24 protein-coding genes are annotated in these 26,024 nt (G+C 51.1%); 4 read left to right on the plus strand and 20 right to left on the minus strand.

Features of this window, described 5'->3' with window-relative positions; all coding sequences use genetic code 11:
- Positions 1-20: 20 nt before the first annotated feature.
- Complete coding sequence (locus ABHF33_RS03110) at positions 21-2,702, minus strand: bifunctional acetate--CoA ligase family protein/GNAT family N-acetyltransferase (protein WP_348945598.1); 2,682 nt, start codon at positions 2,700-2,702, stop codon at positions 21-23.
- A gap of 296 nt (positions 2,703-2,998) precedes the next feature.
- On the opposite strand from ABHF33_RS03110, the gene ppa reads away from it, so the two are divergent.
- Positions 2,999-3,529, plus strand: coding sequence for an inorganic diphosphatase (gene ppa / locus ABHF33_RS03115; RefSeq protein WP_348945599.1), 531 nt, complete (start codon positions 2,999-3,001; stop codon positions 3,527-3,529).
- Positions 3,530-3,711: 182 nt separating this feature from the next.
- On the opposite strand, the gene fliJ is transcribed toward ppa, so the two are convergent.
- The 14 genes from fliJ to ABHF33_RS03185 all read right to left on the minus strand — a co-directional run bounded on the left by fliJ (position 3,712) and on the right by ABHF33_RS03185 (position 19,380).
- Entirely contained in the window at positions 3,712-4,155 is a 444-nt protein-coding gene (fliJ, locus tag ABHF33_RS03120; RefSeq protein ID WP_348945600.1) for a flagellar export protein FliJ, read from the minus strand.
- A gap of 40 nt (positions 4,156-4,195) precedes the next feature.
- A complete protein-coding gene (gene fliI, locus ABHF33_RS03125; protein WP_348945601.1) occupies positions 4,196-5,593 on the minus strand; it encodes a flagellar protein export ATPase FliI in 1,398 nt (465 codons plus the stop codon).
- Complete coding sequence (locus ABHF33_RS03130) at positions 5,577-6,470, minus strand: FliH/SctL family protein (RefSeq protein ID WP_348945602.1); 894 nt, start codon at positions 6,468-6,470, stop codon at positions 5,577-5,579. The genes fliI and ABHF33_RS03130 overlap by 17 nt, the downstream gene beginning before the upstream one ends.
- Positions 6,471-6,479: 9 nt before the next feature.
- Positions 6,480-7,487: a flagellar motor switch protein FliG gene (gene fliG / locus ABHF33_RS03135; RefSeq protein ID WP_198314424.1), complete on the minus strand. Its 1,008-nt coding sequence runs from the start codon at positions 7,485-7,487 to the stop codon at positions 6,480-6,482.
- 15 nt (positions 7,488-7,502) lie between these two features.
- Complete coding sequence (fliF, locus tag ABHF33_RS03140; protein WP_348945603.1) at positions 7,503-9,230, minus strand: flagellar basal-body MS-ring/collar protein FliF; 1,728 nt, start codon at positions 9,228-9,230, stop codon at positions 7,503-7,505.
- A gap of 24 nt (positions 9,231-9,254) precedes the next feature.
- Positions 9,255-9,578 carry a flagellar hook-basal body complex protein FliE gene (gene fliE / locus ABHF33_RS03145; RefSeq protein ID WP_348945604.1) on the minus strand — a complete coding sequence of 108 codons (324 nt, stop codon included), beginning with the start codon at positions 9,576-9,578 and terminating at the stop codon, positions 9,255-9,257.
- A gap of 73 nt (positions 9,579-9,651) precedes the next feature.
- Entirely contained in the window at positions 9,652-10,980 is a 1,329-nt protein-coding gene (locus tag ABHF33_RS03150; RefSeq protein WP_348945605.1) for a sigma-54-dependent transcriptional regulator, read from the minus strand.
- A gap of 9 nt (positions 10,981-10,989) precedes the next feature.
- Positions 10,990-12,069, minus strand: coding sequence for a protein-glutamate methylesterase/protein-glutamine glutaminase (locus tag ABHF33_RS03155; protein WP_348945606.1), 1,080 nt, complete (start codon positions 12,067-12,069; stop codon positions 10,990-10,992).
- 20 nt (positions 12,070-12,089) lie between these two features.
- Positions 12,090-12,701: a chemoreceptor glutamine deamidase CheD gene (gene cheD / locus ABHF33_RS03160; RefSeq protein WP_348945607.1), complete on the minus strand. Its 612-nt coding sequence runs from the start codon at positions 12,699-12,701 to the stop codon at positions 12,090-12,092.
- The gene (locus tag ABHF33_RS03165; RefSeq protein WP_348945608.1) at positions 12,698-13,549 is read right to left on the minus strand and encodes a CheR family methyltransferase; all 852 of its coding nucleotides are present in this window, start codon (positions 13,547-13,549) and stop codon (positions 12,698-12,700) included. The genes cheD and ABHF33_RS03165 overlap by 4 nt, the downstream gene beginning before the upstream one ends.
- Positions 13,550-13,660: 111 nt before the next feature.
- Positions 13,661-16,420 carry a methyl-accepting chemotaxis protein gene (locus ABHF33_RS03170; protein ID WP_348945609.1) on the minus strand — a complete coding sequence of 920 codons (2,760 nt, stop codon included), beginning with the start codon at positions 16,418-16,420 and terminating at the stop codon, positions 13,661-13,663.
- Positions 16,421-16,428: 8 nt separating this feature from the next.
- The gene (locus ABHF33_RS03175; protein ID WP_348945610.1) at positions 16,429-16,905 is read right to left on the minus strand and encodes a chemotaxis protein CheW; all 477 of its coding nucleotides are present in this window, start codon (positions 16,903-16,905) and stop codon (positions 16,429-16,431) included.
- 8 nt (positions 16,906-16,913) lie between these two features.
- On the minus strand, positions 16,914-18,992 hold the full coding sequence (locus tag ABHF33_RS03180) for a chemotaxis protein CheW (protein WP_348945611.1): 2,079 nt from the start codon (positions 18,990-18,992) through the stop codon (positions 16,914-16,916).
- 22 nt (positions 18,993-19,014) lie between these two features.
- Positions 19,015-19,380, minus strand: a complete 366-nt coding sequence (locus ABHF33_RS03185) for a response regulator (RefSeq protein WP_348945612.1) — start codon at positions 19,378-19,380, stop codon at positions 19,015-19,017.
- 193 nt (positions 19,381-19,573) lie between these two features.
- Between ABHF33_RS03185 and ABHF33_RS03190 the strand changes: the two genes are divergently transcribed.
- The gene (locus ABHF33_RS03190) at positions 19,574-20,242 is read left to right on the plus strand and encodes a glutathione S-transferase N-terminal domain-containing protein (protein ID WP_348945613.1); all 669 of its coding nucleotides are present in this window, start codon (positions 19,574-19,576) and stop codon (positions 20,240-20,242) included.
- Here the strand turns inward: ABHF33_RS03190 and ABHF33_RS03195 are convergent.
- Positions 20,234-20,644: a hypothetical protein gene (locus ABHF33_RS03195; RefSeq protein WP_348945614.1), complete on the minus strand. Its 411-nt coding sequence runs from the start codon at positions 20,642-20,644 to the stop codon at positions 20,234-20,236. The two genes, ABHF33_RS03190 and ABHF33_RS03195, sit on opposite strands and share 9 nt — an antisense overlap.
- Positions 20,645-20,755: 111 nt before the next feature.
- Between ABHF33_RS03195 and ABHF33_RS03200 the strand changes: the two genes are divergently transcribed.
- Both ABHF33_RS03200 and ABHF33_RS03205 read left to right on the plus strand, forming a co-directional pair.
- A complete protein-coding gene (locus ABHF33_RS03200; RefSeq protein ID WP_348945615.1) occupies positions 20,756-21,487 on the plus strand; it encodes a YebC/PmpR family DNA-binding transcriptional regulator in 732 nt (243 codons plus the stop codon).
- Positions 21,488-21,744: 257 nt separating this feature from the next.
- Positions 21,745-22,857 carry a response regulator gene (locus tag ABHF33_RS03205; RefSeq protein WP_348945616.1) on the plus strand — a complete coding sequence of 371 codons (1,113 nt, stop codon included), beginning with the start codon at positions 21,745-21,747 and terminating at the stop codon, positions 22,855-22,857.
- Between the two features lie 63 nt (positions 22,858-22,920).
- Here ABHF33_RS03205 and ABHF33_RS03210 read toward each other — a convergent pair whose 3' ends face one another.
- The 4 genes from ABHF33_RS03210 to ABHF33_RS03225 all read right to left on the minus strand — a co-directional run bounded on the left by ABHF33_RS03210 (position 22,921) and on the right by ABHF33_RS03225 (position 25,963).
- Positions 22,921-23,061 (minus strand): hypothetical protein, encoded by a 141-nt coding sequence (locus tag ABHF33_RS03210; RefSeq protein ID WP_348945617.1) that lies wholly within the window; start codon positions 23,059-23,061, stop codon positions 22,921-22,923.
- Positions 23,062-23,170: 109 nt separating this feature from the next.
- Positions 23,171-23,737 (minus strand): elongation factor P, encoded by a 567-nt coding sequence (locus ABHF33_RS03215; RefSeq protein ID WP_157314181.1) that lies wholly within the window; start codon positions 23,735-23,737, stop codon positions 23,171-23,173.
- Positions 23,738-23,807: 70 nt separating this feature from the next.
- The gene (earP, locus tag ABHF33_RS03220) at positions 23,808-24,953 is read right to left on the minus strand and encodes an elongation factor P maturation arginine rhamnosyltransferase EarP (RefSeq protein ID WP_348945618.1); all 1,146 of its coding nucleotides are present in this window, start codon (positions 24,951-24,953) and stop codon (positions 23,808-23,810) included.
- A gap of 182 nt (positions 24,954-25,135) precedes the next feature.
- Positions 25,136-25,963, minus strand: a complete 828-nt coding sequence (locus ABHF33_RS03225) for a transglycosylase SLT domain-containing protein (RefSeq protein ID WP_348945619.1) — start codon at positions 25,961-25,963, stop codon at positions 25,136-25,138.
- Positions 25,964-26,024 lie beyond the last annotated feature (61 nt).

Below are 26,024 nucleotides of genomic sequence, written 5' to 3' on the forward strand. Positions count from 1 at the left end.
ATATTGCACCGTCTTAGGCTCTATTGCAAAGGCTTCACCACCCATTTCAAGCCATCGTCATCCGGGTGCGGGCCAATGCTGAAGCCAAGGTGCTTCATAAATGCCAGCATGGTTTTATTGCTGCTCAGCACTTCACCTTCAATCACTTTCAGATTCATATCGCGTGCGGCGTTAAATAGCGCATCCATCAAACGCCCGCCCAGCCCCTTGCCCTGCCAGCGGTCATCGATCACCACGGCAAATTCGCAGCTATCGCGATCCGGGTTGGCGGTAAAGCGCGCCACGCCGATGATCATTTCTCCGCCGCCAGTTTCCACGGTGGCCACAATCGCCATTTCGCGGGTGTAGTCGAGCTGGGTAAAGCGCGCCAGCAAGGCTTGCGGCAGGGTTTTGAGCGTACTCATAAAGCGGTTGTAGCGGCTTTCGTCGGATAGATTGCTGACAAAAGTGGCGACCAGCTCGGCGTCTTCCGGGCGAATGGGGCGCAAGGCCATCGGCATGCCGTTTTTCAGCTGCGTTACGCTGGCCAGATGCGCCGGATAAGGGTGAATCGCCATATGGCTGTAGCGGCGCGCCTGCTCGGAAACCGGGGCGATAATAATGCGGGCATCCACCGCAATCACACCATGCTCGTCGGCAATTAGCGGGTTGATGTCCATTTGCTGGATTTGCGGCAATTCGCAGACCATTTCCGAGACACGCATCAACACCATTTTCACTGCGTCCAGATCGACGGGCGCCTGATTGCGAAAAGCGCCCAGCATGGCCTTGACGCGGGTACGACGAATCAGGTTATCAGCGAGGTATTCGTTCAGAGGCGGCAGCGAGACTGCCACATCGTTAAATACCTCCACAGTCACGCCACCAAAACCAAAGGTGATCACCGGGCCAAATGAGCGATCGCGTGACACGCCCACCATTAGCTCGCGGCCACTTTTTTTACCGTGCATGGGTTGAATCACCAGCCCGCGAACATGCTCGGGTCCCAGCAAGCTGTGCGCACGGGCGAGCATTTTATTGGACTCGGTCGCCACCTGAACCAGACTATTGAGGTTAAGCACCACGCCGTCGATATCGGTTTTATGCAGCACGACTTCGGCGTCGATTTTCAGCGCGACAGGCAATCCCAGCCCCATCGCGGCAGTGACTGCATCATCGGCGGTTTTGGCGCGCACGGTTTGCGATACAGGAATGTGAAAGGCGCGCAGCATGGCTTTGGATTCAACTTCGTCGAGCACTTCGCGGCCACTGGCCAGCACGCCATCAATAATCATCCGCGCCGTATCAAAATCGGGAGCTTCCATCTCGCCAATCGGCGATGGTGTTTGCAGCAAGAGCTGCTGGTTGTACTGCCATGATGCGAGCGAGTAAAACACCTCGACCGCGTTTTCCGGTGCGCTGAAATGCGCGCACTGCGCCTTCGAAAGTAGTTTTCGGCTGGCCTCGACTTTTTTGCCGCCAATCCACGACAGCAAAATTGGTTTGTCATTGCATTTACGCAGCTCGATCATTGCTTGCGCCGTGGCGATATCGTCGGTGCCCGCCTGCGGGGTAAACACCACCAGCACGCCATCAATGCCCGGATCGCGCAAAACGATCTCGGTCGCAGCCTTGAAGCGATCCGCCCCCGCATCACCCAGAATATCGACCGGATTATGGTGCTGCGCCTGTGGCGGCAGCAGCGCGTCCAGCTCGGCGATGGTGGCATCGCTCAGGCGCGGTAGTTGCACATGCAGATCATGCGCACGGTCAACCGCCATCATGCCCGCTCCAATCCCATTGGTGATAATCGCCAGTCGGCGGCCTTTGGTTTTGTACGAACCATCGAGCACACGTGCCGCAGTAAAGAGCTGGTTAATCGAATGCAGGCGCAAAACCCCTGCGCGTTTAAGCGCCACATCAAACACATCATCGCTACCAATCAGGCGCTCCGAATGCGTGCGCCCGATGCGCTGCCCGCGATCATATCGCCCGACCTTGAGCGCCAGCACGGCTTTGGAGCGCGACGCTGCCCGCAGCGCCGACATAAAAAGCCGCGCGTCTTTCAAATCTTCGATGTAGAGCAAAATTGATTTGGTTTTCGGGTCGGCCACCAGAAAATCGAGCACATCACCGACATCAATATCGGCGGCGGTTCCCAGTGAGACGACCGACGAGAAGCCCAGATCGTGTGACTCGGCCCAATCCAGAATCGCCGAGGTCACGGCTGACGATTGCGAGACCAGCGCCATGCTGCCGTTTTTCACCTTGCCCTGATAATTGCACGCGAGCAATTTGCTCGGCGCACGCACAAAACCAAAGGCGGTGGGCCCCAGAATCCGCATGCCATACTGGCGCGCGCGCGCCAGCAATTTATCCAGAATCACTTTGCCTTTGGCGTCGGTGCCGACAAAATCCCACGACATAATCATGACAAAGCGAATGCCCAGCTTGCCACAGCCTTCAATCAGCTCGGGCAGTGTTTTGCTGGGCGTCGTTAAAATCGCCAGATCCACTTTCTCCGGCACTTTGGCAATTGTTTTTACCGTATTGAGGCCAAATACCGTCTGGCTGCGCAAATTCACCGGAAAAACCTTGCCGGTGTAAGCCGATTCAACCAGATTGCGCATGACCTTTTCACCCACCGAACCGGGCGTTTCCGAGCCGCCAATCACGGCAATCGTACGCGGGTCAAACAAAGGGGCTAAATAATGAGGTTTCATGCGGGTATTTCCAATAATGCGGCAGGCTTTAATTGTATATGCTGCGCCCGATTTTCCATATCGGCTTTGCCATATATATTGTTGCAGTGCAAAAGCCAGCGCGGCACATTGAGGGTGAACAAGTTTTAAAGTCCACAATCACACGCCATTTACGCGCTCCGCCGCAAGCCGGCAGCCCACCATCCTGATTTGGACGCAAATTCCGCCCCAAGCTGCACGCCGCGCTATCGGTTTGCGCAACGGCGCGTATATAATCGCGGGGTTTTTCAAACTTAAAACCTCAGGATTTGAAGCTCATGGACATCAGCAAAATTGCAGCGGGTAAAAACCTGCCGGAAGATTTCAACGTCATCATCGAAATCCCAGCCAATGCACCACCGGTAAAATACGAATTCGACAAAGAATCCGGCGCGATCATCGTTGACCGTTTCGTGGGTACTTCAATGTCCTACCCGATGAACTACGGTTTCGTACCGCACACGCTGTCACTCGATGGTGATCCTGTTGACGTTTTGGTTTACACGCCATTCCCATTGGCACCCGGCATGGTGATCAAATGCCGCGCGATTGGCGTATTGGGCATGGAAGACGAAGCCGGTATGGACGCGAAAGTGATCGCCGTGCCAGTACCGAAAGTGTGCGCAATGTTTGCTCACATCGAAAAACTGGAAGACTTGCCAGAATTGCTGCTCGCGCAAGTAAAACATTACTTTGAGCACTACAAAGATCTGGAAAAAGGCAAATGGGTTAAGGTAACAGGCTGGGGCGACAAAGCTGCAGCTGAAGCCGAGATCATGAGCAGCTACGAGCGCGCGCAACAAGCTTAAGCGGAGTACATGGCACCTGATTTAATCTAAGTGGGTGTCATCCTCCCAATTCATTGCGGGTAAGCCAGAACAACTGGCTTGCCTGCAAGCCGCGAAATTTCTCGCATATTGAAAGAAATTCAATATTCCTTTGCAATCATTAAGCCCATCCTTAGACCCAATAAACCGCACTCGAACCTTCACTAGAACGAAGAAGGGTCGGGCTTGATCCGGCTATTGAATTCATCCAGAACTTTTTGTTCGCGCTGGTTTTCTTTTCTCATTTCGTTTTGCTCATGGCGGACGCGCAAAGCATCAAAGGCTTTGACCTTCTTTTCGCACGCCAGCCAATCGGTTTTTCGGCGCTCGTACTCCAGCTCAAGGCGCGTGACTTCATCACCTTGCTGAATGGCTGCGGCATCCAGCTTGGCGAGAAACAGCTGAAAATCACGCCATTGGGTCACCGAGATGCCTGTTTGTGCGCTGTTGGCAAGTCTAGCCCGATATTCGGTGCGAAAACCATCGACTTGCTCTAGCTTGGATTTGGCGAGCAGCCAGGCTGCTTGGGCGCTTTGCATGGCCCGTGAAGCTTCTTCGCGTTCATCCTGCGCAAGCTGCAATAAAAAGGCAAAACGAAAAGCGGCCACAATCAGTATTCACCCAATCAAAACTGCGGTCTATCAACTACTAAGCAAAGAGCTGAGCCAGCTTCATTCTAGCGCCGTCGTAACCTTCCTGCTCATTGATCGATTGCTGCAGAAACGCCTCAAAGCTGGGGTGACGACGAATGGCTTCATCGAGCACAGGGTCGGAACCGGGCACATAGGCACCAACGCTGATCAGGTCTTTGCTGCGCTGATAGCGCGAGTACAGGAATTTGAAACGACGCACCATTTCAAACTCCTGATGGCTGATAATGTCGTGCATCACCCGCGAAATCGAGGCTTCAATGTCGATTGCCGGATAATGCCCGGATTCTGCTAGCTGGCGACTCAAAACAAAGTGGCCGTCCAGAATGGCGCGGGCATTGTCGGCAATCGGGTCTTGCTGATCATCGCCTTCGGAGAGCACGGTATAAAACGCGGTGATCGAGCCACCACCTTCCCGGCCATTACCGGCCCGCTCGACGAGCTGCGGCAAGCGGGCAAAAACCGAGGCGGGATAGCCTTTGGTCGCGGGCGGCTCGCCCACCGCCAGCGCAATTTCGCGCTGCGCCATGGCGTAGCGTGTCAGCGAATCCATAATCAGCAGGACATTCTTGCCCTGATCACGAAAATATTCGGCAATACTGGTCGCGTAGGCGGCACCATACAGACGCAATAGCGGCGGCGTATCGGCGGGCGCGGCAACAACAACACTGCGCGCGCGGCCTTCGTCGCCCAGAATATTCTCGATAAAGTCTTTCACTTCGCGGCCACGCTCGCCGATCAGGCCTACCACCACCACATCGGCGGCGGTATAGCGCGCCATCATCCCCAGCAACACCGATTTGCCCACCCCTGAACCAGCAAACAAGCCCAAACGCTGGCCGCGCCCCACCGTGAGCATGGCGTTGATAGCGCGCACACCGACATCCATCACAGTGCGAACCGGCTCTCTGTCCATCGGGTTATACGCGCGTGAAAACAGCGGGTAATACGCTTCATTATTCACCGGCCCCTTGCCATCCAACGGACGGCCCAAGCCATCCAGAATCCGCCCGAGCAAGCCCCAACCGACAGGCACCTGGCGGCCGTGATCTTCAACCCGGCGCTGGACGGGCCTTGGGTTGCCCAACTGCGGCTTCCAGGCGGCAATATCCTCGCGTGGCATGACGCTGGCACCAGGTTCGATACCATACACTTCGGCAATCGGCATCAGGAACAGGCGCTGCTCCTGAAAGCCGACGACCACCGCTTCCACCGGATGCCCACCGGGCGTCATCACATCGCATGAAGCGCCAATTGGCAAACGCAGCCCCACAGCTTCGAGCACCAGCCCGGACACCCGGGTCAGGCGGCCACGCGGCAGCCAAGGCTTTACCGTGGACAGCGCCGAAGCGCAATCTTGCAGATAGCTGCGGATCGAATTAAGTGTTGGCGTCATCGACGTCAGGACGAGCAGAAGGTGTAATGATGGACTCTGCGTCAGAGGTGCTGGCTGCGATGTCCAGCGTCGTTAAAGCGGCAAACTCGGCAGGCAATACATCACCCCCGTATTGCCCTACAGGAAAATCAGGGACTGACTTAGCGCCTAATACCCCGGTTATTTTTTTCCAGCGGCTAGCCAGTGAAAATTCCAGCTGGGTATTAGGCGTTTCAATCCGGCAACTGCCGGACGACATTTGCTGATCGGGGAGCAGTTTCCAGATGTCTGCCGCCAGCTCGTAGTGCAGATCTTGCTCCAGCAGCTGCAAATCATCAGGCGACAGAAACAGCTTGGCTGGGCTAGTGGGGGTAGGGATTGCCGACAGCGCTTCACGAATCGGTGCCAGCAGTTGCTTGGGATGTTGGCGCAGCTCATCACCAATCATTTGCTGAGCCACCAGCAACGCCAGCTCCAGCACCGAGTCAGCCAACGCTGTTTCTGTCTGTTGCATGGTTTCTGTCAGCGCAGCGAGCAAGGCCGTCAGTTGCTGCAACTCGGCCGCAGACTGCACGCGCCCTTCTGCTAAACCCGCCTGATAGCCTTCTTCATGAGCCTGCTGCTGAATCGCTTCAATTTCTTCAGCCGTTGGGTACGGCATGGCGTTAGCAATATCTTGCGTCGAAACTGGCTCAGCCGACAGATCGATTTCCGCCTCGATCGGCGCTTCGGTTTCGGCCTGCCCGAGTCCAAGCACATCCTCGGCGGAGTCGGCAGCAATGAATTCTGGCTCTTGCTGTACTTCTGGCACGGCTTTATCGAGCAGCGAATTGAACTGCCAGCGTTGAAACTCGGTCAGCTCTTCACTGGGAATAATACGACGTTGTGGACCTGACACTACTTATCCTTACTCGATCATGCCTTCGCCGCCGCTACCACCAAGGACAATCTGCCCTTCATCAGCCAGTCGACGAACGATTTTAAGAATTTCTTTTTGCTCGCCTTCCACTTCGGAGAGTTTAACCGGGCCTTTGGCCTCCAGATCTTCACGCAACATTTCTGCGGCCCGCTGCGACATATTTTTGAAGATTTTTTCTCGCAAAGCCTGGCTCGTGCCTTTGAGCGCAATAATCAGCGAGTCGGACTGCACCTCACGCATCAGCAGCTGGATACCGCGGTCGTCAATATCCAGAACATTGTCAAAGGTGAACATTTTGTCCTGGATTTTTTGCGCCAGCTCGGGATCGTACTCGCGGATATTGGCGACGGCTGAAGCTTCGACCACGCCGCCCATAAAATTGAGGATATCGGCGGCCATTTGTACGCCACCAATAGCACTTTTTTTGAGTTTGTCCGAACCGGATAGCAATTGCGTCAGAACATCGTTCAGCTCTTTCAACGCAGCCGGCTGCACGCCTTCGAGCGTGGCAATCCGCAACAGCACGTCATTACGTACACGCTCGGGGAAATTGCTCATGATTTCGGATGACTGATCTGGCTCCAGATGAACCAGAATCGTTGCGATAATCTGCGGGTGCTCGTTGCGAATCAACTCGGCTACGGCGGCAGAATCCATCCATTTAAGGGATTCGATTCCGTTATTATCATTGCCTTGCAAGATACGATCGAGCAGATTGGCGGCTTTGTCAGTGCCTAGCGCTTTAGTCAGAACCGAGCGAATGTATTCATCGGCGGCACCCAGATTGGCACGGTTTTGTGTCGCGGCGATAAAATCGCCCAATACAGCATCCATCTCTTCGCGCTTGACCGAATTCATATTGGCCATTTCAAAGCCGAGTTTTTGGACCTCTTTGGGACCCAAAAATTTGAATACTTCAACCGCAGCATCTTCACCCAAAGACATCAGCAGCAGCGCACTTTTGTGTACGCCATCATCATTCAAATTGGCAGCCATCCTGTGTGCTCCCGCTTAGGATATTTTATTGGGGTTGGATTTATCGTCTTGCGGCGTCATCCATTCACGTAAGATGGTGGCAACCATGCGCGGATCATTTTTAGCCAACTCTTTGGCCTGCTGCAGCAAATCGGCAAAGGCCGCCATTTTATTTTGCTCTTCAGGGCTATCATCGGCCCCGCCTTCAATGGCGAACATATTGCCTGAGCCCGGCTCGCCCAAGTCAAGCTCAATCGTACGCGCTTCTTCACGCGAACGCGTGAGGTCTTTCATCAACGGCCGTATGACAAAGAACAATAAATAAAGCGATGCAATCGCAATGACCAACATCTTTAGCACATCCATGGCATTGCTTTGGATGTAGTTCAGTGCCTTATCGGGGAGCGCTTTTTCTTCCAAAGGCATGGACTCGGCAAAGGCAGCATTGACCACATTGACCGAGTCGCCCCTGTCCTTGTTGTAACCGATTGCTTCGCGAACCAGATTATTAATCTGGGTCATTTCTGCCGCAGTAAATGGCACATAGGCCACTTTGCCATCCTTGTCTTTGCCCGCCTTGTAATTGAGCACAACCGCAGCGGAAAGACGCTTGACGATACCCACAGGCTGCTTGACATGCTGAATCGTTTTATCGACTTCGTAATTGGTGGTTGCTTCTTTTCTGCTGTTGGCGGCAACACCCGTAGTCACTGCCGATGCACCGGCTTCACCCGGCGCAGCCACAGGCGCAGTAATCGGTGCTGCAGCAGCACCTGGTGGCTGATTGGATAAAGCGCCGGGCACCCCCATTGCCGCATCTTCTGCCGAACGACCACTCTGGTCCATGGTTTGCTGACTGCGGATGGCGGCTGCATTGGGCGGCGAATTGGGCTTGAAACTCTCTGAAGTTTGCTCTATTTCAGCAAAGTCAACTTGCGCAGTAACTTCGGCCCGCACATTTTCTTTGCCGACAATCGGTGCCAGAATCGTCTCCAGCCGCTCAACAAAACCACGTTCAATCTGCCCGACATACTGCAATTGGCGTTGATCCAGATTACCGCGTGAATTCAGATCGGCTGATCTTGATAACAGATTACCATCCTGATCCACCACGGTCACATTCGCTACTGGCAGACCCGGAATGCTGGAAGACACCAGATGAATAATCCCGGCTACCTGCCCACCATCCAGTACACGGCCTGGATGTAAAGTCAGCACTATCGATGCCGAGGGCTTTTGCTGATCACGCAAAAAAACCGTTTGTTTAGGCGTGGCCAGATGGACGCGAGCTTTATCGACAGCGGAAATTGATTCGATCGAACGGGTCAATTCACCTTCAACTGCTCGTTGATAATTGACTTGCTCGGTAAATTGCGAAACGCCAAATTTTTGATTATCGAGCAATTCAAAGCCGACATTTCCTGCTTTGGGTAGGCCTTGAGCGGCCAGTTTAAGACGCACGTCGTAGATACTCTCGGCAGGCACAGAAATCATGCCGGCATCGAGTTTGTAGGGGATTTTCATCTGCTCAAGCGACTGGACAATCGCGCCGCCGTCTTTGTCTGGCAGATTGGTAAATAGGATGCGATAAGCGGGTTCACGCGACCATAACAACGATCCGGCGATGGCAGCAATAATGACCGCGACCATAACCATCGCCATCATTTTGCGCGCAGGCGGCAGCATATCGAAGCGTTGCCTCAGCCCACCGATATTACTTGCTGTCACCAAGGTGTTATCTGCTGCGACGCCCGCTTCTGCCATACCCTACCGATATCAGTGCTGCAGTTAAACCTGCATATTCATGACTTCCTGATAGGCTGTAACGAGCTTGTTACGAACTTGAACCATGGTTTGAAAACTCAAACTGGCCTTTTGCAGTGACACCATGACATCCTGCAAATTAGCATCCGGGTCACCCGCTTGAAAAGCGACCTGTTTTGTTTGAGCTTCTTGCTGCACTTGGTTTACCTGATCAATGGACTCTTTCAGCACATCGGCAAAATTCGGCCCATCCACTGCCTGATTGGGCTGATTGACCGATTGGCCTGATGCCAAGGCGGACATTGATCTTAATTCACCGAGCAGCTGGTCGATTCCTTGCACGCTCATGACTACCTACCTTCCTTGCAAAATTGTAGGGGTGCAAGCCAGTTGCAGCAAGCACTTCCTACACCTTGTCGTGTTAAATTGGCAAACCACCATCTTCTTCGCGGTACTGTGCCAGCTTGTAGCGTAATGTTCTTTCGCTCATTCCCAGTTTTTCTGCTGCGATTTTTCGCACGCCGCCTGCAGCCTTGAGCGCCTCAAAAATCATGTTTTTTTCCATGCCTTTGATATTGCTTGGCACGGCAATTTCTTCCTGCGCCGATTCAGCAGCGGCAATTTTTGCCGCCTGAGCAGGCAAGAAAAGATGTTCCGCGGCAATTTCATCACTTGGAGACAAAATCAAAGCCCGCTGAATGACGTTGTCCAACTCACGGATATTACCGGGCCAATGATATGCAACTAGCGTTTGTTGGGCTGATGCAGACAGAACGGGTGAGCGTTTTTTCTGCACCGCTGCATATCTAGCAAGCAGATTACGTGCCAATGGCAAAACATCGGCGGATCGATCACGCAAAGCCGGAATCTGCAGCGGGAACACATTCAAACGGTAATACAAATCTTCGCGAAAAGTACCTGCTGCAACCTCTTTGGCCAGATCTCGGTTGGAAGTCGCCAACACCCGAATATCGAGTGCAATCGGCTTCACCCCCCCCACTCTTTCCAGCTCACGCTCCTGCAATACCCGCAATAACTTGGCCTGCAAAGCCAATGGCATCTCTGTCACTTCGTCCAGTAAAATCGTACCACCCTGCGCCTGCTCAAACTTGCCGATATGATGGGTAGCTGCACCTGTAAACGCGCCTTTTTCGTGGCCAAACAGGGTTGATTCGAGTAGTTGCTCAGGAATCGCAGCGCAATTAATCGCTACAAACGGTTTCGTGGCCCGTGCACTATGGCGATGAATAAAGCGCGCCATGATCTCCTTGCCAACACCCGATTCACCAGTGAGCATAATCGACGCATCCGATTGTGCCGCGCGCCGCGCTACATCAAGTAATTGCTGCATCACAGCCGATTCGGCCACCAAGGCATCTTCACCCAAATCAGGCAATAGATAGCGTTGCACCTGCTCAAGCAATGCGGCAGGCTCAAATGGTTTGGGTAAATAATGGCTAGCACCTGCGTGCAGTGCATTGACCGCCTGTTCAATTAGTCCATAAGCCGTCATCAGAATAACTGGCAAACATGGATAGCGTTTTTTGATTTCAACTAGCAGGGTTTCGCCGTCCATGGGCTGCATTTGAACGTCAGAAATCACTAGGCCAACTTGCTGGCTTGCCAAAACAGCCAGAGCAGATACACCATCCTCGGCGACAACCACCCCGTAGCCATCCAGCTCCAGGGTATCTACCAATGCTTCACGCAAATCATCATCATCTTCAACAATCAGTACTGGTAAAGCCATGCCTATCCTTTAAATTCTCAATGCTCGACTACTGTTGGCTGAAATCCAGGACAAGACCCTTTGTGTCATATCTTTAAGCGGCACAATTTCATCAACACCACCCGCTGCAATCGCCTCTTTGGGCATGCCAAATACCACACAACTGGCCTCGTCCTGGGCAAAATTATGCGCGCCAGCCTGGTGCATTTCCAGCATACCCACCGCACCGTCCTTGCCCATACCCGTTAAAATGACACCCACCGCATTTCGCCCGGCAACATTGGCGGCAGAGCGAAACAGCACGTCGACTGATGGGCGATGCCGATTAACCGGAGCGCCATCGGACAACTCACAAATATAGTTGGCGCCAGACACCCCGAGCAGCAAATGGGAGTGTCCAGGCGCAATATACGCATGACCGGGCAAGATCCGCTCCCCGTGCTCTGCTTCTTTAACCGAAATCCGGCACAATGAATCAAGTCGTTTGGCAAATGAATTGGTAAATGATTCGGGCATGTGCTGCGTAATCAAAATTGCTGGCGCATCAGGCGGAATCGGCATCAAAAAATCTTTGAGTGCCTCTGTTCCGCCAGTAGAAGCACCCACAATAATCAGCTTCTCCGACTTCAACAGGGGTCGTGAGGTTTTGGGCAAGACTGCATCTGCAGTATGGCTGGGAGGGATTGGTTCCCGCATTAAACATTTCACCTTTGCTTTGGCTGCCATCCGGATTTTGTCCCGAATTTCATCGGAATACTCATTGATTTTACCTGCAATATTCATTTTCGGCTTAGCGATAAAATCAACAGCGCCCAGCTCCAGCGCACGCAGAGCCACTTCGGAGCCTTGCTCGGTCAACGATGAAATCATCAATACCGGCGTTGGTTTAAGCCTCATCAGACGCGCCAAAAAGTCCAGCCCATCCATTTTTGGCATTTCAACGTCCAGTGTAATTACATCCGGGTTGAGTTCGCGAATAACTTCACGTGCCACCAGCGGGTCAGGTGCCGTAGCAACACAAATCATGTCTGCACTCTGGTTGATGATCTCTTTCAACAAACTCCGGATCAAGGCCGAATCATCAACCACTACCACCTTCAACTTGCCCATATTTCTATCTCCATGCCGAGTTATTCAAATAACTCGACTTCACCGCCACGACCAAACTGGATAAGGCGGGAACCATAATTTTTCTCCCGCTCAATAATCGTATTGTTATGTACCGATTTCAATTTTTTTACCAAGACCCTGCCGGTTTTTGGAAAGAAATAGACTTTCCGTGGAAATATATCCAGCAGGTCCTCGGCTACAATTGGAATTTGCTCAAAATTCAGAAATGATTTAACAAAATCAGCATTCTTCAAACCAATATTCGAAACAGTAAATCCACGCAAAACATTTCCACCACCAAAAACCTTGGCCTCCAGCCTTTTTTTGTTAGCGCCTTGCTTGAGTAACTGGTTAATCAGAACTTCCATGGCATAAGTACCATACCGTGTTGAAAGTCCGTTCACAGTGGCCAGATCATCTTGCGAATCAGGCAGCATAAAGTGATTCATCCCGCCGATACCACTCACCGAATCGCGAATACACGCCGCAACGCATGACCCCAGCACAGTCACCAGAAGCATCTCTCTGCCTGTTACAAAATATTCTCCCGGCAAGATTTTTGCCGCTTCTACTGCGAAATTTTTATCGAAATAGATCGTAGGAGCCAGAATCTCCTCTACAGGATCACTCATCGTGATTTGCCTTTGTGTTGCATGTTTTTATCTATCATTTTATAAACAGTTTTACCAACAGATTGATAGTAGTCCGCCATGTAATGCAGATTTTCTGAATGTCCAACATATAGCAAACCGTCTGGCTTTAATAAAAGAGCGATCCTCTGCAATATCTTTCGCTGAGTTTCCTGATCAAAATAAATCATTACATTACGGCAAAAAACAGCGTCAAACAGCCCTTCCAAAGGCCAAGTAGCCGCGAGCAAATTGATTTGACGAAATTGAATCAAATCACTTAATGGTCGCTTCACTTTTACCTTGCTTTGATTGAGCGCTTTGCCTTTAAGAAAAAAATTGCGGCGACGTTCAATTGAAAGGCGCTCCAGAATCTCTGCTGAATAAATACCTTGCGCAGCAGTCGACAAAACCTGCGTGTCCAGATCGGAAGCAATAATTTGTACAGGCGGCACAAACGACTGATAACTTTCTATTGCCGTCATGGCCAAGGAATAAGGCTCCTCTCCAGTGGATGAGGCAGCACACCAGATCCGGAAGGGATGCGATTGGCTGCTCTGCATCTGCTGGGAGAGCAAATCAAAGTGATGCGATTCGCGAAAGAAAGAGGTTAAATTCGTCGTTAAGGCATTAATGAATTGTTGCCACTCGCTTGACTCGGCATCACGCTCCAGCAAATTCAAATACCCCGCAAAGGTATCGAGCTGCAAAGCACGCAACCTGCGGGATAGACGGCTATACACCATTTGCTGCTTACTATCATTGAGACGAATACCAGCACGCTGGTAAATCAGGTTTACCACTCGGGAAAAATCGGCCTTGGTATAAGCGAACTCATGCTCATTTTGCATAACTCAACACTTTCGCCATCCAAATCTGTGGATTTGATTAGTCAATCTGACCGCCCCAGAGAACGGTACTGATATGCGGAAATGAGGGGCAAATGCCCCTCAGTACATAAATTAAAACTCTTCCCACTCATCATCGGAGTCAGAGCGCTTTGGCAAAGGCACATCGAGTTTGCCCGACGCTGGCTTGGACTTACCTGTCACAGAAAGTGCCTGATTGGCTCTGACGGGCGCTCGGCCCAGCAAGGAACGCCCCCCGGCTAACTTGAAAATACCAACGGTCTGCGTCAGATTATTGGCCTGATCTTCCAGACTCTCTGCCGCAGCAGCGGCTTCTTCAACCAAAGCTGCATTTTGCTGGGTGTTTTCATCCATATGGGTAATGGCCTGATTAACCTGTTCGATCCCTGCACTTTGTTCGTTGGATGCAGCAGAAATCTCGCTCATGATGTCGGTAACACGTCGTACCGCGCTAACGACATCCTGCATGGTATGGCCAGCCTGATCGACCAGTTTTGAACCTGCTTCAACTTTCAAGACCGAGTCACCAATCAAGGTTTTGATTTCCTTGGCCGCGCCTGCCGAGCGCTGCGCCAAATTACGCACTTCGGAAGCCACTACCGCAAATCCACGCCCTTGCTCACCTGCACGGGCAGCCTCTACCGCCGCATTCAGCGCCAGGATATTGGTCTGGAAAGCAATCCCGTCAATCACGGAAATAATGTCGACAATTTTTTTCGCCGAATCATTAATTTCGGACATGGTAGACACGACCTGACCGACCACTTCACCGCCTTTGATTGCAATATCTGAGGCGCCAATCGCCAATTGATTGGCCTGACGAGCATTCTCTGCATTCTGTTTCACGGTACCGGTCAACTCTTCCATACTCGACGCGGTCTCTTCAAGACTAGCGGCCTGCTGCTCGGTACGGCCAGATAAATTATTATTACCCGCAGCAATTTCCTGCGAAGCGACATTTATCGTACTTGCCGCCTCTTGGATGTTGGTCACAATCTCGGACAAGCGCTCGCACGTTGCATTACAGTCATCCTTCAATTGCCCCAGCAAGCCACGATAATCGGCACTCACCCTCTGCGTTAAATCACCTTGAGCCAAGGCCCCCAGAACACGGCCAACGTCTTTCATTCCTGACTCATTCGAGAGCAAAAGCTGATTCATGCCCTCCGCCAGCTTGAGCATAAAGCCCTCTTTGCCCTGCGGATTGATACGTCGACTGAAGTCGCCGTTCACCGCCGCTTCAACCAGAGCGTTGACCTCGGATTCGACAGCCACTTCTGCAGTTCGGTCAATCCATTCCACCACCGAACCCAGTCGTTTACCTGCTGCATCAAAAACAGGGTTGGCAATCAGCAAAAAGGTCTGCCCAGCCACGGTAATTTGCGAGCGATAAGTCGTCGTTAAATTGGCCAGCAAACTGGATTGGTGACTTGGGTTACGGTGAAAACTGTCAATATTGGTCCCGATCAGTTTATTCACTTCAAAGTGAGGCAAAGCTTTGCGCAATTCATTCTGAACGCGTGACAACATTGAAGTCACTGCTTTATTCATATAAACAATTGTGCGATTTTCATCAGCCAGCATGACATTGGTTGAAGTCGCCTCCAGTGCCCCCAGAATGCGGGCATTTTCATCTGCAAGCTGCTTTTCTCGCGCTTCAAAAGCCAGCGCATCGGTACGGTCCAGCCATTCAACGACAAAGCCAATACGGTGATTTTTTTCGTCCATCACCGGATTGACGGTTAATGCAAAGGTTCGCCCCCCCACCATGATGCTGGCTCTATGCTCTGTGCTCAGATGCTCAAGCATATTGCGCTGATGATTGGGGTTTTTATGAAATCCATCAATGTTAGCGCCAATAATATTGCGCGCACTAAACTGTGGCAGATCTTTCCGGATATCCGCCTCCGCATTTTGTAACAAACGCTCAACAGCTCGATTGCAGTACACAATATTTCTTTCTGCATCGGCAATCATGACACTAGTTGACACCGTATCCAGCGCAGTCCTCACTCGTGAATTTTCTTTTGCAATATCCGCAGAGGTCCGCAATTGGGTTTGCAAGGAGCAAATCTGGGCCAATAAACTGTCTTCTGTTGCCGAATTCAGGCTGATTTGAGCAGACAAATCACCGTTGGCAATCTGTTGCACGCAACCTTTTACAAACTCAATTTCTCCACCTAATTGATTTCTCATTTTCCGCAACAAGAACAACCCAATCACAACAGCCAAAACAACTGCAACAATTGCAGAAAACAGTACTTGTACTCTGGCTGACTCGGAAACACTCAGTAGCTCCTGAGCATTTTCAGAAACACTAGCTTGCTCTTTATTTCCAAATTCTTGTACCACATTCTGATAGGCAGAAAACTGCTCATGCAGCTCACCCAAAATAAACTCACGACTTACAACAACATCACCAGAAACAAACAGCTCATGAAATTTATTCTGGGCTGCAACAAAATCACTGCGCTTTGTTTTAATTTTTTCCAGAAACTCCAGCGTTCGTGTGTCACCTGCATTCTTTGCCTGCAACTCTATTTCTTCTATCTGCTTGGCTATTTCTGCACGGGTTTGCAATACATTGCCCCATTCTCGATCAGATTTAGCTTTATCCTCAGGCGTAGCAATTCCCGTAACCTGCATATTCTTCAAGAACTGAGAAATTGAATTAATATCATCAAGCACATGCTGAACTTGAATCAGGTGTGGTAACTGATTCTCGGCCAGTCCGTGCATTCTCTGATTTGTTTCTGTGCTTGTCCGATATGCAGAAAATGCAATCAGCAGCAACATGAGTACAATACCCACAATGCCCATCACAAACTGTTGATGCAGCTTTAATTTATTCATAGATCCTCCTATGCAGTAGCAGCCTCAACAAGTGCCATGTCGGCACTGGTCATTAGCTTCTCTATATCGACCAGAATAATCATTCTTTCTTCTATGGTCCCAAGGCCTAGAATATAGGCAGTGTCCAACGCAGAACCAAACTCAGGCGCATTTCTGATTTGCTCTGGTGTTAAAGTCATTACATCGGAAACACCATCAACAACAATACCTAATGTCCGCTGCGCCACATTAATAATAATGACCACAGTAAACTGATCATAGCTCATGTTGCCAATATTGAACTTTATTCTCAAATCAACAATAGGCACAATATTGCCACGCAAATTGATAACGCCTTTAATAAAAGAGGGCGAATTAGCAATACTGGTCACAGCATCATAGCCTCTGATTTCCTGCACTTTCAGAATATCAATGCCGTACTCTTCTTTTCCAAGGGCAAAAACCAGCAACTCCTGATTTGCCTCTTCCTTAATCAGTGATTCCATAATTCCTCCTAAGCCGCTATTTTTTCCGGAGTTGCTGATGCAAGATGCTGCGCCATATTGACAATGGCAGCTACATCAAGAATAAATGCAACATGGCCATCACCCATAATAGTGGCTCCCGCCACACCATTCACCCGTCGATAATTGGTTTCCAAATTTTTAACAACCACCTGGTGCTGCCCCAATAAATCATCAACAAATAAAGCAATTTTTTGCCCTTCTGCCTCCAGGATAATGACTAATCCTGCTTCAAACTGATTAATGGCTGGATCAAGATTGAATATTTCATGCAATGCAATTAATGGTAAATATTCGCCACGCACATTAATGACATTGCCGCGTCCCGCCATGCTTTTAATCTCGGCAGATTTGGGTTGCAGTGACTCGGTAATAAAAGTCAATGGAATAATATAGAGTTCGCCCGAAGCACTGATCGACATCCCATCCAGAATCGCCAGGGTTAATGGCAAACGAATACTCATCGTCGAGCCAACGCCAGTCATCGATTGAATCTCGACCCGTCCACCCATTGCCTGAATGTTTTTACGAACCACATCCATTCCCACTCCACGACCTGATACATCAGTCACTTCGGTCGCAGTAGAAAAACCAGCTTCAAAAATCAGTTGCCAGACTTCACTGTCACTCATATTGTCATTCACATTCAGGCCACGCTCTTTGGCTTTATTCAGAATACGTTCGCGACTCAGCCCAGCCCCGTCATCACTGACTTCAATGACAATATTGCCGCCCTGATGAAATGCCTTGAGTGTCAGCGTCCCTTGAGCCGGCTTATTTCGGGCGAGCCGTACCTGTGGCGATTCGATACCATGATCCAGACTATTGCGTACCAGATGCGTCAGCGGATCACTCAATTTTTCGATAAAGCCTTTATCCAGCTCGGTATTTTCACCAATCATGCGCAGCTCAACCTGCTTGTCCAGCTTGCCAGCCAAGTCACGAACCAGCCGTGGATAGCGGTTAAAAACAAAGGAAATGGGCATCATCCGGATCGACATGACTGACTCTTGCAGCTCGCGCGTATTGCGCTCAAGCTGGGCAACACCGCTGAGCAGTTTTTCGTGCAAAACAGGATCCAGCTGCAATGAATTCTGCGCCAGCATGGATTGGGTAATGACCAGCTCGCCGACCAAATTGAGCAACTGATCAACTTTCTCCACGCTAACCCGGATTGAAGACTCGGCCGCTTTATCTGTTGCTCTTTCGTTCTGGGGACGACTGATCGGTGTGACTGCAGCAGGTGTTAAGCTAACGGCTGCGACTACAGGAGCCTCTACGATGGGTTGGAAGAATCCATAACCAGCCTCCTCTGCCGTCGCGGCAGGGGCTTCAGGCGAGGCAACATCTGGCGTGTCATCAAAAAATCCAAACCCTTCATCAACGCTTAAATCCGGCTCGGCTGGCGTCAAAAAGAGGCCAAAATCAGATTGGCACTCGGCACTTGGTGTAATTGAAACCCGATTTGGCTCGATCATGAACGACATTGAATCAAGTATTTTTTCAGGGTTATCAGTGGTTTTGATGCGGTACAACCAGGGTGAATGGGCGTCGCCAGGGGTAAAATCGTCAATAACCCCAAAGCGATCAAGCTCACGACATAGCAGCGTTTCATCAAACGGCTCACCGGGCTGAATCACAATAGTCAGCTCACTCGGCTCTGCCGTAGTTGCGCCGTCCTGCGAGCTTAGTAATTGAGTGAGCCTAGCCTTGATGTCGCTCATCGCCAATTCATCTGGCTGGCCCTGCCCACGATGCGCGGCCAGCATGGCTTGCAACACATCCCCTGATTGCAGGAAAGCATCAACCATTGCCGCTGTTAGCGTAATTTCGTTTTTACGGATTTTATCGAGCAGGTTTTCCAGCACGTGCGTCACATCGGTCAAATCGGCAAAACCGAATGTTGCTGCCCCCCCTTTGATCGAATGTGCCGCGCGAAAGATGGCGTTCAAATCTTCCGCATCAGGTTCGGCCACATTGATATTGAGCAGCAGGGACTCCATATTGGCCAAGTGCTCGGCAGCCTCATCAAAAAAAACCAGAATAAACTGGCCCATATCAATCGACATAGCTCCCCCTCGCTAGAGACCACTAGCCGATGACTTTGCGGACAACTTCCAGCAGTTTTTGTGGATCAAACGGTTTCACCAGCCAGCCGGTGGCACCGACTGCACGCCCCTGCTGTTTCATCGCATCGCTCGATTCGGTGGTGAGCATCAGGATGGGCGTAGTGGCATATTGAGGCAGCCCGCGCAAGGTGCGAATCATCGTCAAGCCATCCATGCCCGGCATATTCTGATCGGTGAGTACCAAATCCACCTGCCCAGTCTTGGCCTGTGCAACACCTGCATTGCCGTCAACGGCCTCGACCACCTCGTAACCTGCACTACGCAAGGTGAAGCTCACCATTTGCCGAATTGATGGCGAATCATCTACCGCCAATATTTTCTTTGCCATATGCCCCCCATTCACGCTGATAGAACCAGATACCACTTTGTACTCAGGTATAAATTTCTTGAGCCGTTTCTTTTTATAGGCAAGACTTGTCATGATCGCCATTCAAAACCTACATGGAACAGCAAAATTATTTTCAGTCAACGTCATTGAAAAAATATGATTTGCAATAAACAATCAGGCAAAACAGCAAACAATGAAAGATAAAAATCAGCTAATTCTGTACTCATTTCGCCGTTGCCCGTATGCAATGCGGGCCAGACTGGCCTTGAGTCTGTGCAATATCGAGGTGCAGTTGCGCGAGGTGGTGCTGCGCGACAAGCCAGCCGAGCTATTGCATATCTCGCCCAAAGGAACGGTACCGGTTTTGTTACTGGGCAATGGCCAAATTATTGAACAGAGTCTGGACATTATGTTGTGGGCTGTCGGGCACAAGGCAGCAGATAGCAGACTGACTTTGGCGCTGGACGCGCAGCTTCAGTTGATCGCATTGCACGATCAAATCTTCAAACCTTTGCTTGATCGCTACAAGTACCCCGAGCGTCATTTGGAGCTATCAGCACAACAGCATCAATACAATGCCATGTATTGGCTTGAAAGCCATATCAGCAATAGGCTAGAAGGACATACCCATCTATTTGGCGATCACTTAAGTCTGGCGGATCTGGCGATTGTGCCTTTTGTCCGCCAATGCGCAGCAGTCGATAGTGCAGCATTTGTGCGCAGCACCAGCGCCGCCTTGCAAGACTGGCTGGCACGGCTGACTTCATCAGCCCTGTTTGAATCGGTCATGAGCAAGTATCCGCAGTGGCGTGCCGGTGATCCGCCGATCTGGTTTGGTGGCGCCTCAACGCCGTCAGCGTGAACGTCGCAAGCTTGGCGGTAAATCGCCATAGGCCTCGCGCTCGAAATAATTATCGCGATAAAAACGCCGCCCACGCAGCCATTGCCAGCAGCTTGATCCCAGATACAAGGGCCAGAACAGAACTCCCCAGCGCTCATACTGACGGACGTGTACCCGCTCGTGCGCACGCAAGCGCGCCATTTGGCTGGCGTCAGCAGCAATCACCACATGACCGAAAGTAATCGCGGCAAAACGCCAGCGTGCACAACGCCAATGCGCAGGCGCGCTCACTTCGCATACGCCGCAATACCAGACGCAACGAGCACCAAACAGACACAGCGGCAAAGCGAGCAACGCACCAACCAAAGTCAGCGGCAAAGCCCACACATATCGCAACACACGCTGACCACGCCAATTCATCATTTGTCCTTAGTCAAAGCCGGTTTCTGTTAAGCCCGAATACGATATTTTGACCTGCTCACGCTCATGCTAGAATAGCGCCCAATTAATTAAACCAGATTGAACGGGTGCAGCATGGCAGGTCATAGCAAGTGGGCAAATATTCAGCATCGTAAAGGCCGTCAGGACGCCAAGCGCGGCCAGATTTTCACCAAGCTGATCAAGGAAATCACCGTTGCGGCCAAAATGGGTGGCGGCGATATCACGATGAACCCGCGTCTGCGCCTGGCCATTGATAAAGCCAAAGCGCAATCGATGCCCAAAGACAATATCGAAAGCGCGATCAAACGCGGTACCGGTTCGCTCGACGGTGTTGATTACATCGAAACGCGCTATGAAGGTTATGGCCTGGGCGGCGCGGCGGTGATGGTCGATTGCCTGACCGACAACCGCACCCGCACTGTTGCCGACGTTCGCCACGTGTTTTCAAAATACGGCGGCAATATGGGCACCGACGGCTGCGTGAGTTTTCAGTTCAAGCATTGCGGCTATCTGATTTTCGCGCCGGGCACGGATGAAGAAGCACTGATGGAAGCCGCACTTGAAGCGGGTGCTGACGACGTAACGACCAACGACGACGGCTCGATTGAAGTCATCACGCCGCCGTATGAATTCGTTAACATCAAGGAAACGCTGGAAGCAGCAGGCTTTAAAGCCGAAGTCGGCGAATCGACGATGAAACCGCAAGGTGAAACCGAGTTGACTGGCGATGATGCGATCAAAATGCAAAAACTGATCGACATGATGGAAGCGCTCGACGACGTGCAAAACGTTTACACCACGGCGGTGTTTGACGAAGAGGGCTAATTAACCCGGCCAGAGTCGAGCTAACTGATCAGACTGCCCAAGTAAAAGCCCCGGTTTCCTGAATGGAAGTCGGGGCTTTTTCATTCATGTGATTGAAATAGTCGCGTGTCTTAGTCGATTGCAGCACTTTAAAAAGCGCGAAATTTCGTATCGTAAACACAGTTAGCTTGCTAAATTATCAGGGAGAAGTCAGGTTTCAACCGCGTACTTGCAGATAACCATTCCGGGCAGATCATTCACTTTCAGGAGAAATTGCAATGCATGAAGCAGAGCTTAAACCCACGATTCTGCTCGTGGATGATGACCCCCTTATCCGCAAGCTGATCAGACGCCTACTTGATACCCACTATCAAATTATCGAAGCTGCTGATGGCGAAGAAGGGCAGACAAAAGCCCGTCAGCATCGGCCTGCAGCAGTGATTGCCGATATCCAGATGCCCAAGCTCGATGGCTTTGGCTTATGCAAAAGTATTGTTGATGATTTTGACCTATCCGAGACGCCAGTCATGCTGATGTCCGCAGTTGAAAACCTGGACGAACTGCTCAATGTTTACGATGTCGGTGGTCAGGGTTTTATCACCAAGCCAATCAATCCAAAACTGTTAAGTACGCGCATTGCGCGCATGCTGCAATTGCGCGACGAACGGGATCAATACAAGTCACAAATCCGGTTTGCCACGTCTACGGCTTTTACAGCGATGAATAGCATGGGCGAAACCGGCATTGTCTTGCAAACCATTCAAAGATTTGCCAGCAGCCACTCAGCCCGGGAGCTGACTACTGAATTGCTCACGGCCCTGACACAGTTTGGTCTTGATGGGGTGGCCGAAGTGAGGGTGGGCGAGAATATCGCTACTTTGGGTCATAAAGGAATCGCCACCGATGTTGAACAGGCGGTGATCCAGAAAATGGCCGAGATGGAGCGCTTGGTCCAATTTAAAAACCGGCTTTCGGTTAATTTCCCGTCCATTAAACTGCTCATCAACAATATGCCAACCGATGATGAAGAACGATGCGGGCGTTTGCGCGACCATCTGGCCATTTTGGCTGAATCAGCGGAATCACACGTCGCGGCGATTCGTGCCAATAATGCGATTAGCGGATTTCAAACCAATCTGGCCAATGCACTGATCGCCATTGACGAACAGCAGCGTTCAAGCAAGCAAAAACGCACAATCTTGTTTGGCGATGCCATGATGGCGCTGGAACAATCCTTCACCGCCCTGGAGCTCAGCGATCAGCAGGAACAAATGCTGCTTGATATTGTGCAAAACACCTGGAATTCAATGTCCGCAACTTATGATGAAGACGCGGCTTTACAGGACGAGCTCACACATATTGTCAAAAGGCTCAAAACATTACTCGATTAAAGCACTCAGCTTTTCCAGCAAAGCGGCATAAAGACGGGTGTTTGACTCTTTAACTTGCGAGCCTTATTTAAACAGGAAATAGTAAATCACATAAAACCAGCTGCAAAAGCCATGAATAATGGCCCACAGTATCGAATGATTGGCGCTCCAGGAGAGCGCTACGGCAATCACGGTGCCCAGACTAAAACCGCCGAAAATCTTCATTGTTCACTCCTTGCCAATCGTCGCAGCCTCATTCGGCCATCCGCTACCAGATGGGGTCAGACATAAAAAAAGCCACCGGGTTCGGTGGCTTTTTTGCTTTTTATCACGCTTAGTTAGCGCGTTTTTTGAATTCCATCGTACGAGTATCGATCTCGATTTTGTCGCCGATATCGATAAATGCCGCTACTTGGATATTCATTTCTGAACCCACCAGTTTTGCTGGCTTCATTACTTTGCCTGAAGTGTCGCCACGTACTGCTGGCTCGGTGTATTCAACTTCACGGACAACTACTGTTGGCAACTCAACAGAGATGGCTTTGCCATCGTAGAAAGTAACCTGGCATTTGTCTTCCATGCCGTCAACGATCAGACCCAACGTGTCGCCGAGGTTGTCAGCTTCAACTTCGTACTGATTGAACTCTTCGTCCATGAACACGTACATTGGGTCAGCAAAGTAGCTGTAAGTACAATCCAGACGGTCGAGTACAACCACTTCCATTTTGTCGTCGGATTTGTAAACGACTTCAGAACCAGAACCTGACAACAGGCCTTTGGATTTGATTTTAACTACTGAAGAGTTACGACCTGATTTTGAGAATTCGGTTTTTTGAACAACCAGAGGTTGGCCGTCAACCAAGATAACGTTACCAGCGCGAACTTCGTGTGCAGTTTTGATTGCCATTGCGTATTACCCGAGTTTTAACGATTCTGATGCAAAATCGCTGTTTGAAAATAGAAAAATCCCGCTATTTTACCTTGGAATTGACGAATCTGACCAGATTAGTCGCGACATCCCCCAGTTCAAGCAAATTTTTCCGCCAGGCGTGAGCGTGCTCTTGCAAGAGATGCCGTCCGGCAACCAGCTCTTGCCACGCAGCACTGAGATCGCCTCCGTGATTCCACGCTTGCATCATGGCCGCCAGCGCCATCAGTGCAGGCGTGGGCTGATCGCCCAGATAACGCGCTAGAAATGCATCCAGTTTGTCGCGATGTGCATCATCTTCTTGCGGATAGATATGCCAGACAAACGGTTTGGCCGCCCATTGCGCACGCAGGAAAGAATCTTCGCCACGCACAAAATTAATGTCGCAGCTCAGCAGCAGGCGATCATAGTCATCCTGTGCCAGCATGGGCAGGGGAATGATCTCCAATGCGCCACGCCTAGATACACCACCAGAGTATTGCTCTATAAAGAAATCTGCATCATTTATAGCGAGCAATACCCTACCCTCTGGCACAAAAAGCCGGATGGGCTGATTGCTATTTTCCAGCACAGACAACCATTGCTTCAATGCAACAGGCTCATAGGCAAAAAGCGAAATATTCAAAGCAGGCCCCAGATGCGGCGGCCATGCGGGCGACAGGCTGGCCAGAAACTGCGCAGAATCAGCATCACGCCAGGCCAGCTGCAAGGCTCTTTGCCTTTGCTCGCTGAACACACCACCAGTGCGCTTGGTAAAACCCGGAAAGAAAAAATACTTGTTCAAGCCCTGCACCGGCGATGGCAAACCGTGGCAGCCCTCAACCCAGTCTTCAGCACTCAGATATTCCAGATTAATCCAGATCGGAGCGGTGGCTTTGGCCTGCATCTGGGCCAGATAAGACACCGGAATCTCGCAAGCAAATGCTTCAATCACCACATCGGCGGCCTGAACAAGAGGAGGGAAATCGGCATCCCAGCGCAGCACTAGGACGCCTTCCAGCTGCTGGCGCGCTTGAGTCGGATCGATTTCGGGGCGGATTTGCGCAAAACTAGCCAGATCATCGACCCAGAGTGTGACAGCAAGGCCAAATTCCTGATGCAATTGCCGGGCAAGTCGCCAGCACACGCCAATATCGCCAAAATTGTCGACCACACGACAAAAAATCGCCCACTCAACTGCTTTTGTCATCACCATGACCTACTTGACCCACCCAAAGCGGCAGTTTACCAGCAGGCGATGGATGGTGGCCTAGGGTCTGTTGACATTTGGTTTGCCGCCGCGCTGGCGCGAGTTTTTCGATGAGGTAAGACGTAGATCGCGCCACATAGTCATTCTATGTCAGCGGTCTACAAACCAAACGTCAACAGACCCTAGCGCCGCTGCACTGCATAGCGCTCGCGATCAGGAATATGGATGAGCGATGGGTAGAGACGCTGGATTTTGATGACATACTGGCGGGTTTCTTTATAGGGCGGAATACCGCGATAGCGATCCACTGCGCCCTCGCCGGCGTTGTACGCCGCTGAGACCAGATCAATCCGCCCCTGATAGCGATCGAGCAACAATCGCAAGTAGCGCACCCCGCCTTTGACGTTTTGGCTGACATTGAAAACATCCTGCACATTAAATCGTGCTGCCGTGCCCGGAATCAGCTGCATCACACCCATTGCCGATTTGGGTGATACCGCATAGGTTTGCAAGCGCGATTCCACCAGAGCAATACTGAGCGCAAAATCCGGGTCTACCCCGTGCCAGCGGGCAATCTGGGCAATAATACGCGCGGTTTTCTTTTGCTCGTGACTTAAGGTAATCCGCTGAACGGCACCGTGGGGCAAGGGAGATTTTTCCGGTTTAACATCGGCCAGCAGACAAGCGGGAAGCTGGTGATTTTTCAGCAGAATGGTGTCGAGCATATCCTGCGCCTGTCTATGGCCTTGCTCGGCGGCAATCGAAAACAGGCTGGCGGCAGCCTGGCGGTTTTCCGGCACGCCCAAACCAAAGGCGTACAACACGCCCAGCCGATACTGCGCCTCGGTATTACCATGGCGCGCGGCGACACAATAATGCACCGCCGCTTGCCACGGATCGCGCGATTCCAGATCAGGCCGGGGCAGAAACTCGACAATACCCGCCCTTGCAGTCACGCTCAGGACGGCCATACCCAGCAGGAATAATAAAGAGCGAAGAATCAATGACATAATTGGCAACTACGTCAAGCAGATTCTTCAGATTATGCCAATCGAGCAACGATGTCAGCCC

The organism is Chitinibacter sp. FCG-7 (genome assembly GCF_040047665.1).
Classification (GTDB): domain Bacteria; phylum Pseudomonadota; class Gammaproteobacteria; order Burkholderiales; family Chitinibacteraceae; genus Chitinibacter; species Chitinibacter mangrovi.

Excerpts from the sequence above, each read along its gene's own strand:
- ABHF33_RS03110 (WP_348945598.1), bottom strand. The coding sequence starts at position 2,702 with ATGAAACCTCATTATTTAGCCCCTTTGTTTGACCCGCGTACGATTGCC.
- ppa (WP_348945599.1), top strand. The coding sequence starts at position 2,999 with ATGGACATCAGCAAAATTGCAGCGGGTAAAAACCTGCCGGAAGATTTC.
- fliI (WP_348945601.1), bottom strand. The coding sequence starts at position 5,593 with ATGACGCCAACACTTAATTCGATCCGCAGCTATCTGCAAGATTGCGCT.
- fliG (WP_198314424.1), bottom strand. The coding sequence starts at position 7,487 with ATGGCTGCCAATTTGAATGATGATGGCGTACACAAAAGTGCGCTGCTG.
- fliF (WP_348945603.1), bottom strand. The coding sequence starts at position 9,230 with ATGGCAGAAGCGGGCGTCGCAGCAGATAACACCTTGGTGACAGCAAGT.
- fliE (WP_348945604.1), bottom strand. The coding sequence starts at position 9,578 with ATGAGCGTGCAAGGAATCGACCAGCTGCTCGGTGAATTAAGATCAATG.
- ABHF33_RS03150 (WP_348945605.1), bottom strand. The coding sequence starts at position 10,980 with ATGGCTTTACCAGTACTGATTGTTGAAGATGATGATGATTTGCGTGAA.
- ABHF33_RS03155 (WP_348945606.1), bottom strand. The coding sequence starts at position 12,069 with ATGGGCAAGTTGAAGGTGGTAGTGGTTGATGATTCGGCCTTGATCCGG.
- cheD (WP_348945607.1), bottom strand. The coding sequence starts at position 12,701 with ATGAGTGATCCTGTAGAGGAGATTCTGGCTCCTACGATCTATTTCGAT.
- ABHF33_RS03165 (WP_348945608.1), bottom strand. The coding sequence starts at position 13,549 with ATGCAAAATGAGCATGAGTTCGCTTATACCAAGGCCGATTTTTCCCGA.
- ABHF33_RS03170 (WP_348945609.1), bottom strand. The coding sequence starts at position 16,420 with ATGAATAAATTAAAGCTGCATCAACAGTTTGTGATGGGCATTGTGGGT.
- ABHF33_RS03175 (WP_348945610.1), bottom strand. The coding sequence starts at position 16,905 with ATGGAATCACTGATTAAGGAAGAGGCAAATCAGGAGTTGCTGGTTTTT.
- ABHF33_RS03180 (WP_348945611.1), bottom strand. The coding sequence starts at position 18,992 with ATGTCGATTGATATGGGCCAGTTTATTCTGGTTTTTTTTGATGAGGCT.
- ABHF33_RS03185 (WP_348945612.1), bottom strand. The coding sequence starts at position 19,380 with ATGGCAAAGAAAATATTGGCGGTAGATGATTCGCCATCAATTCGGCAA.
- ABHF33_RS03190 (WP_348945613.1), top strand. The coding sequence starts at position 19,574 with ATGAAAGATAAAAATCAGCTAATTCTGTACTCATTTCGCCGTTGCCCG.
- ABHF33_RS03195 (WP_348945614.1), bottom strand. The coding sequence starts at position 20,644 with ATGATGAATTGGCGTGGTCAGCGTGTGTTGCGATATGTGTGGGCTTTG.
- ABHF33_RS03200 (WP_348945615.1), top strand. The coding sequence starts at position 20,756 with ATGGCAGGTCATAGCAAGTGGGCAAATATTCAGCATCGTAAAGGCCGT.
- ABHF33_RS03205 (WP_348945616.1), top strand. The coding sequence starts at position 21,745 with ATGCATGAAGCAGAGCTTAAACCCACGATTCTGCTCGTGGATGATGAC.
- ABHF33_RS03210 (WP_348945617.1), bottom strand. The coding sequence starts at position 23,061 with ATGAAGATTTTCGGCGGTTTTAGTCTGGGCACCGTGATTGCCGTAGCG.
- earP (WP_348945618.1), bottom strand. The coding sequence starts at position 24,953 with ATGACAAAAGCAGTTGAGTGGGCGATTTTTTGTCGTGTGGTCGACAAT.
- ABHF33_RS03225 (WP_348945619.1), bottom strand. The coding sequence starts at position 25,963 with ATGTCATTGATTCTTCGCTCTTTATTATTCCTGCTGGGTATGGCCGTC.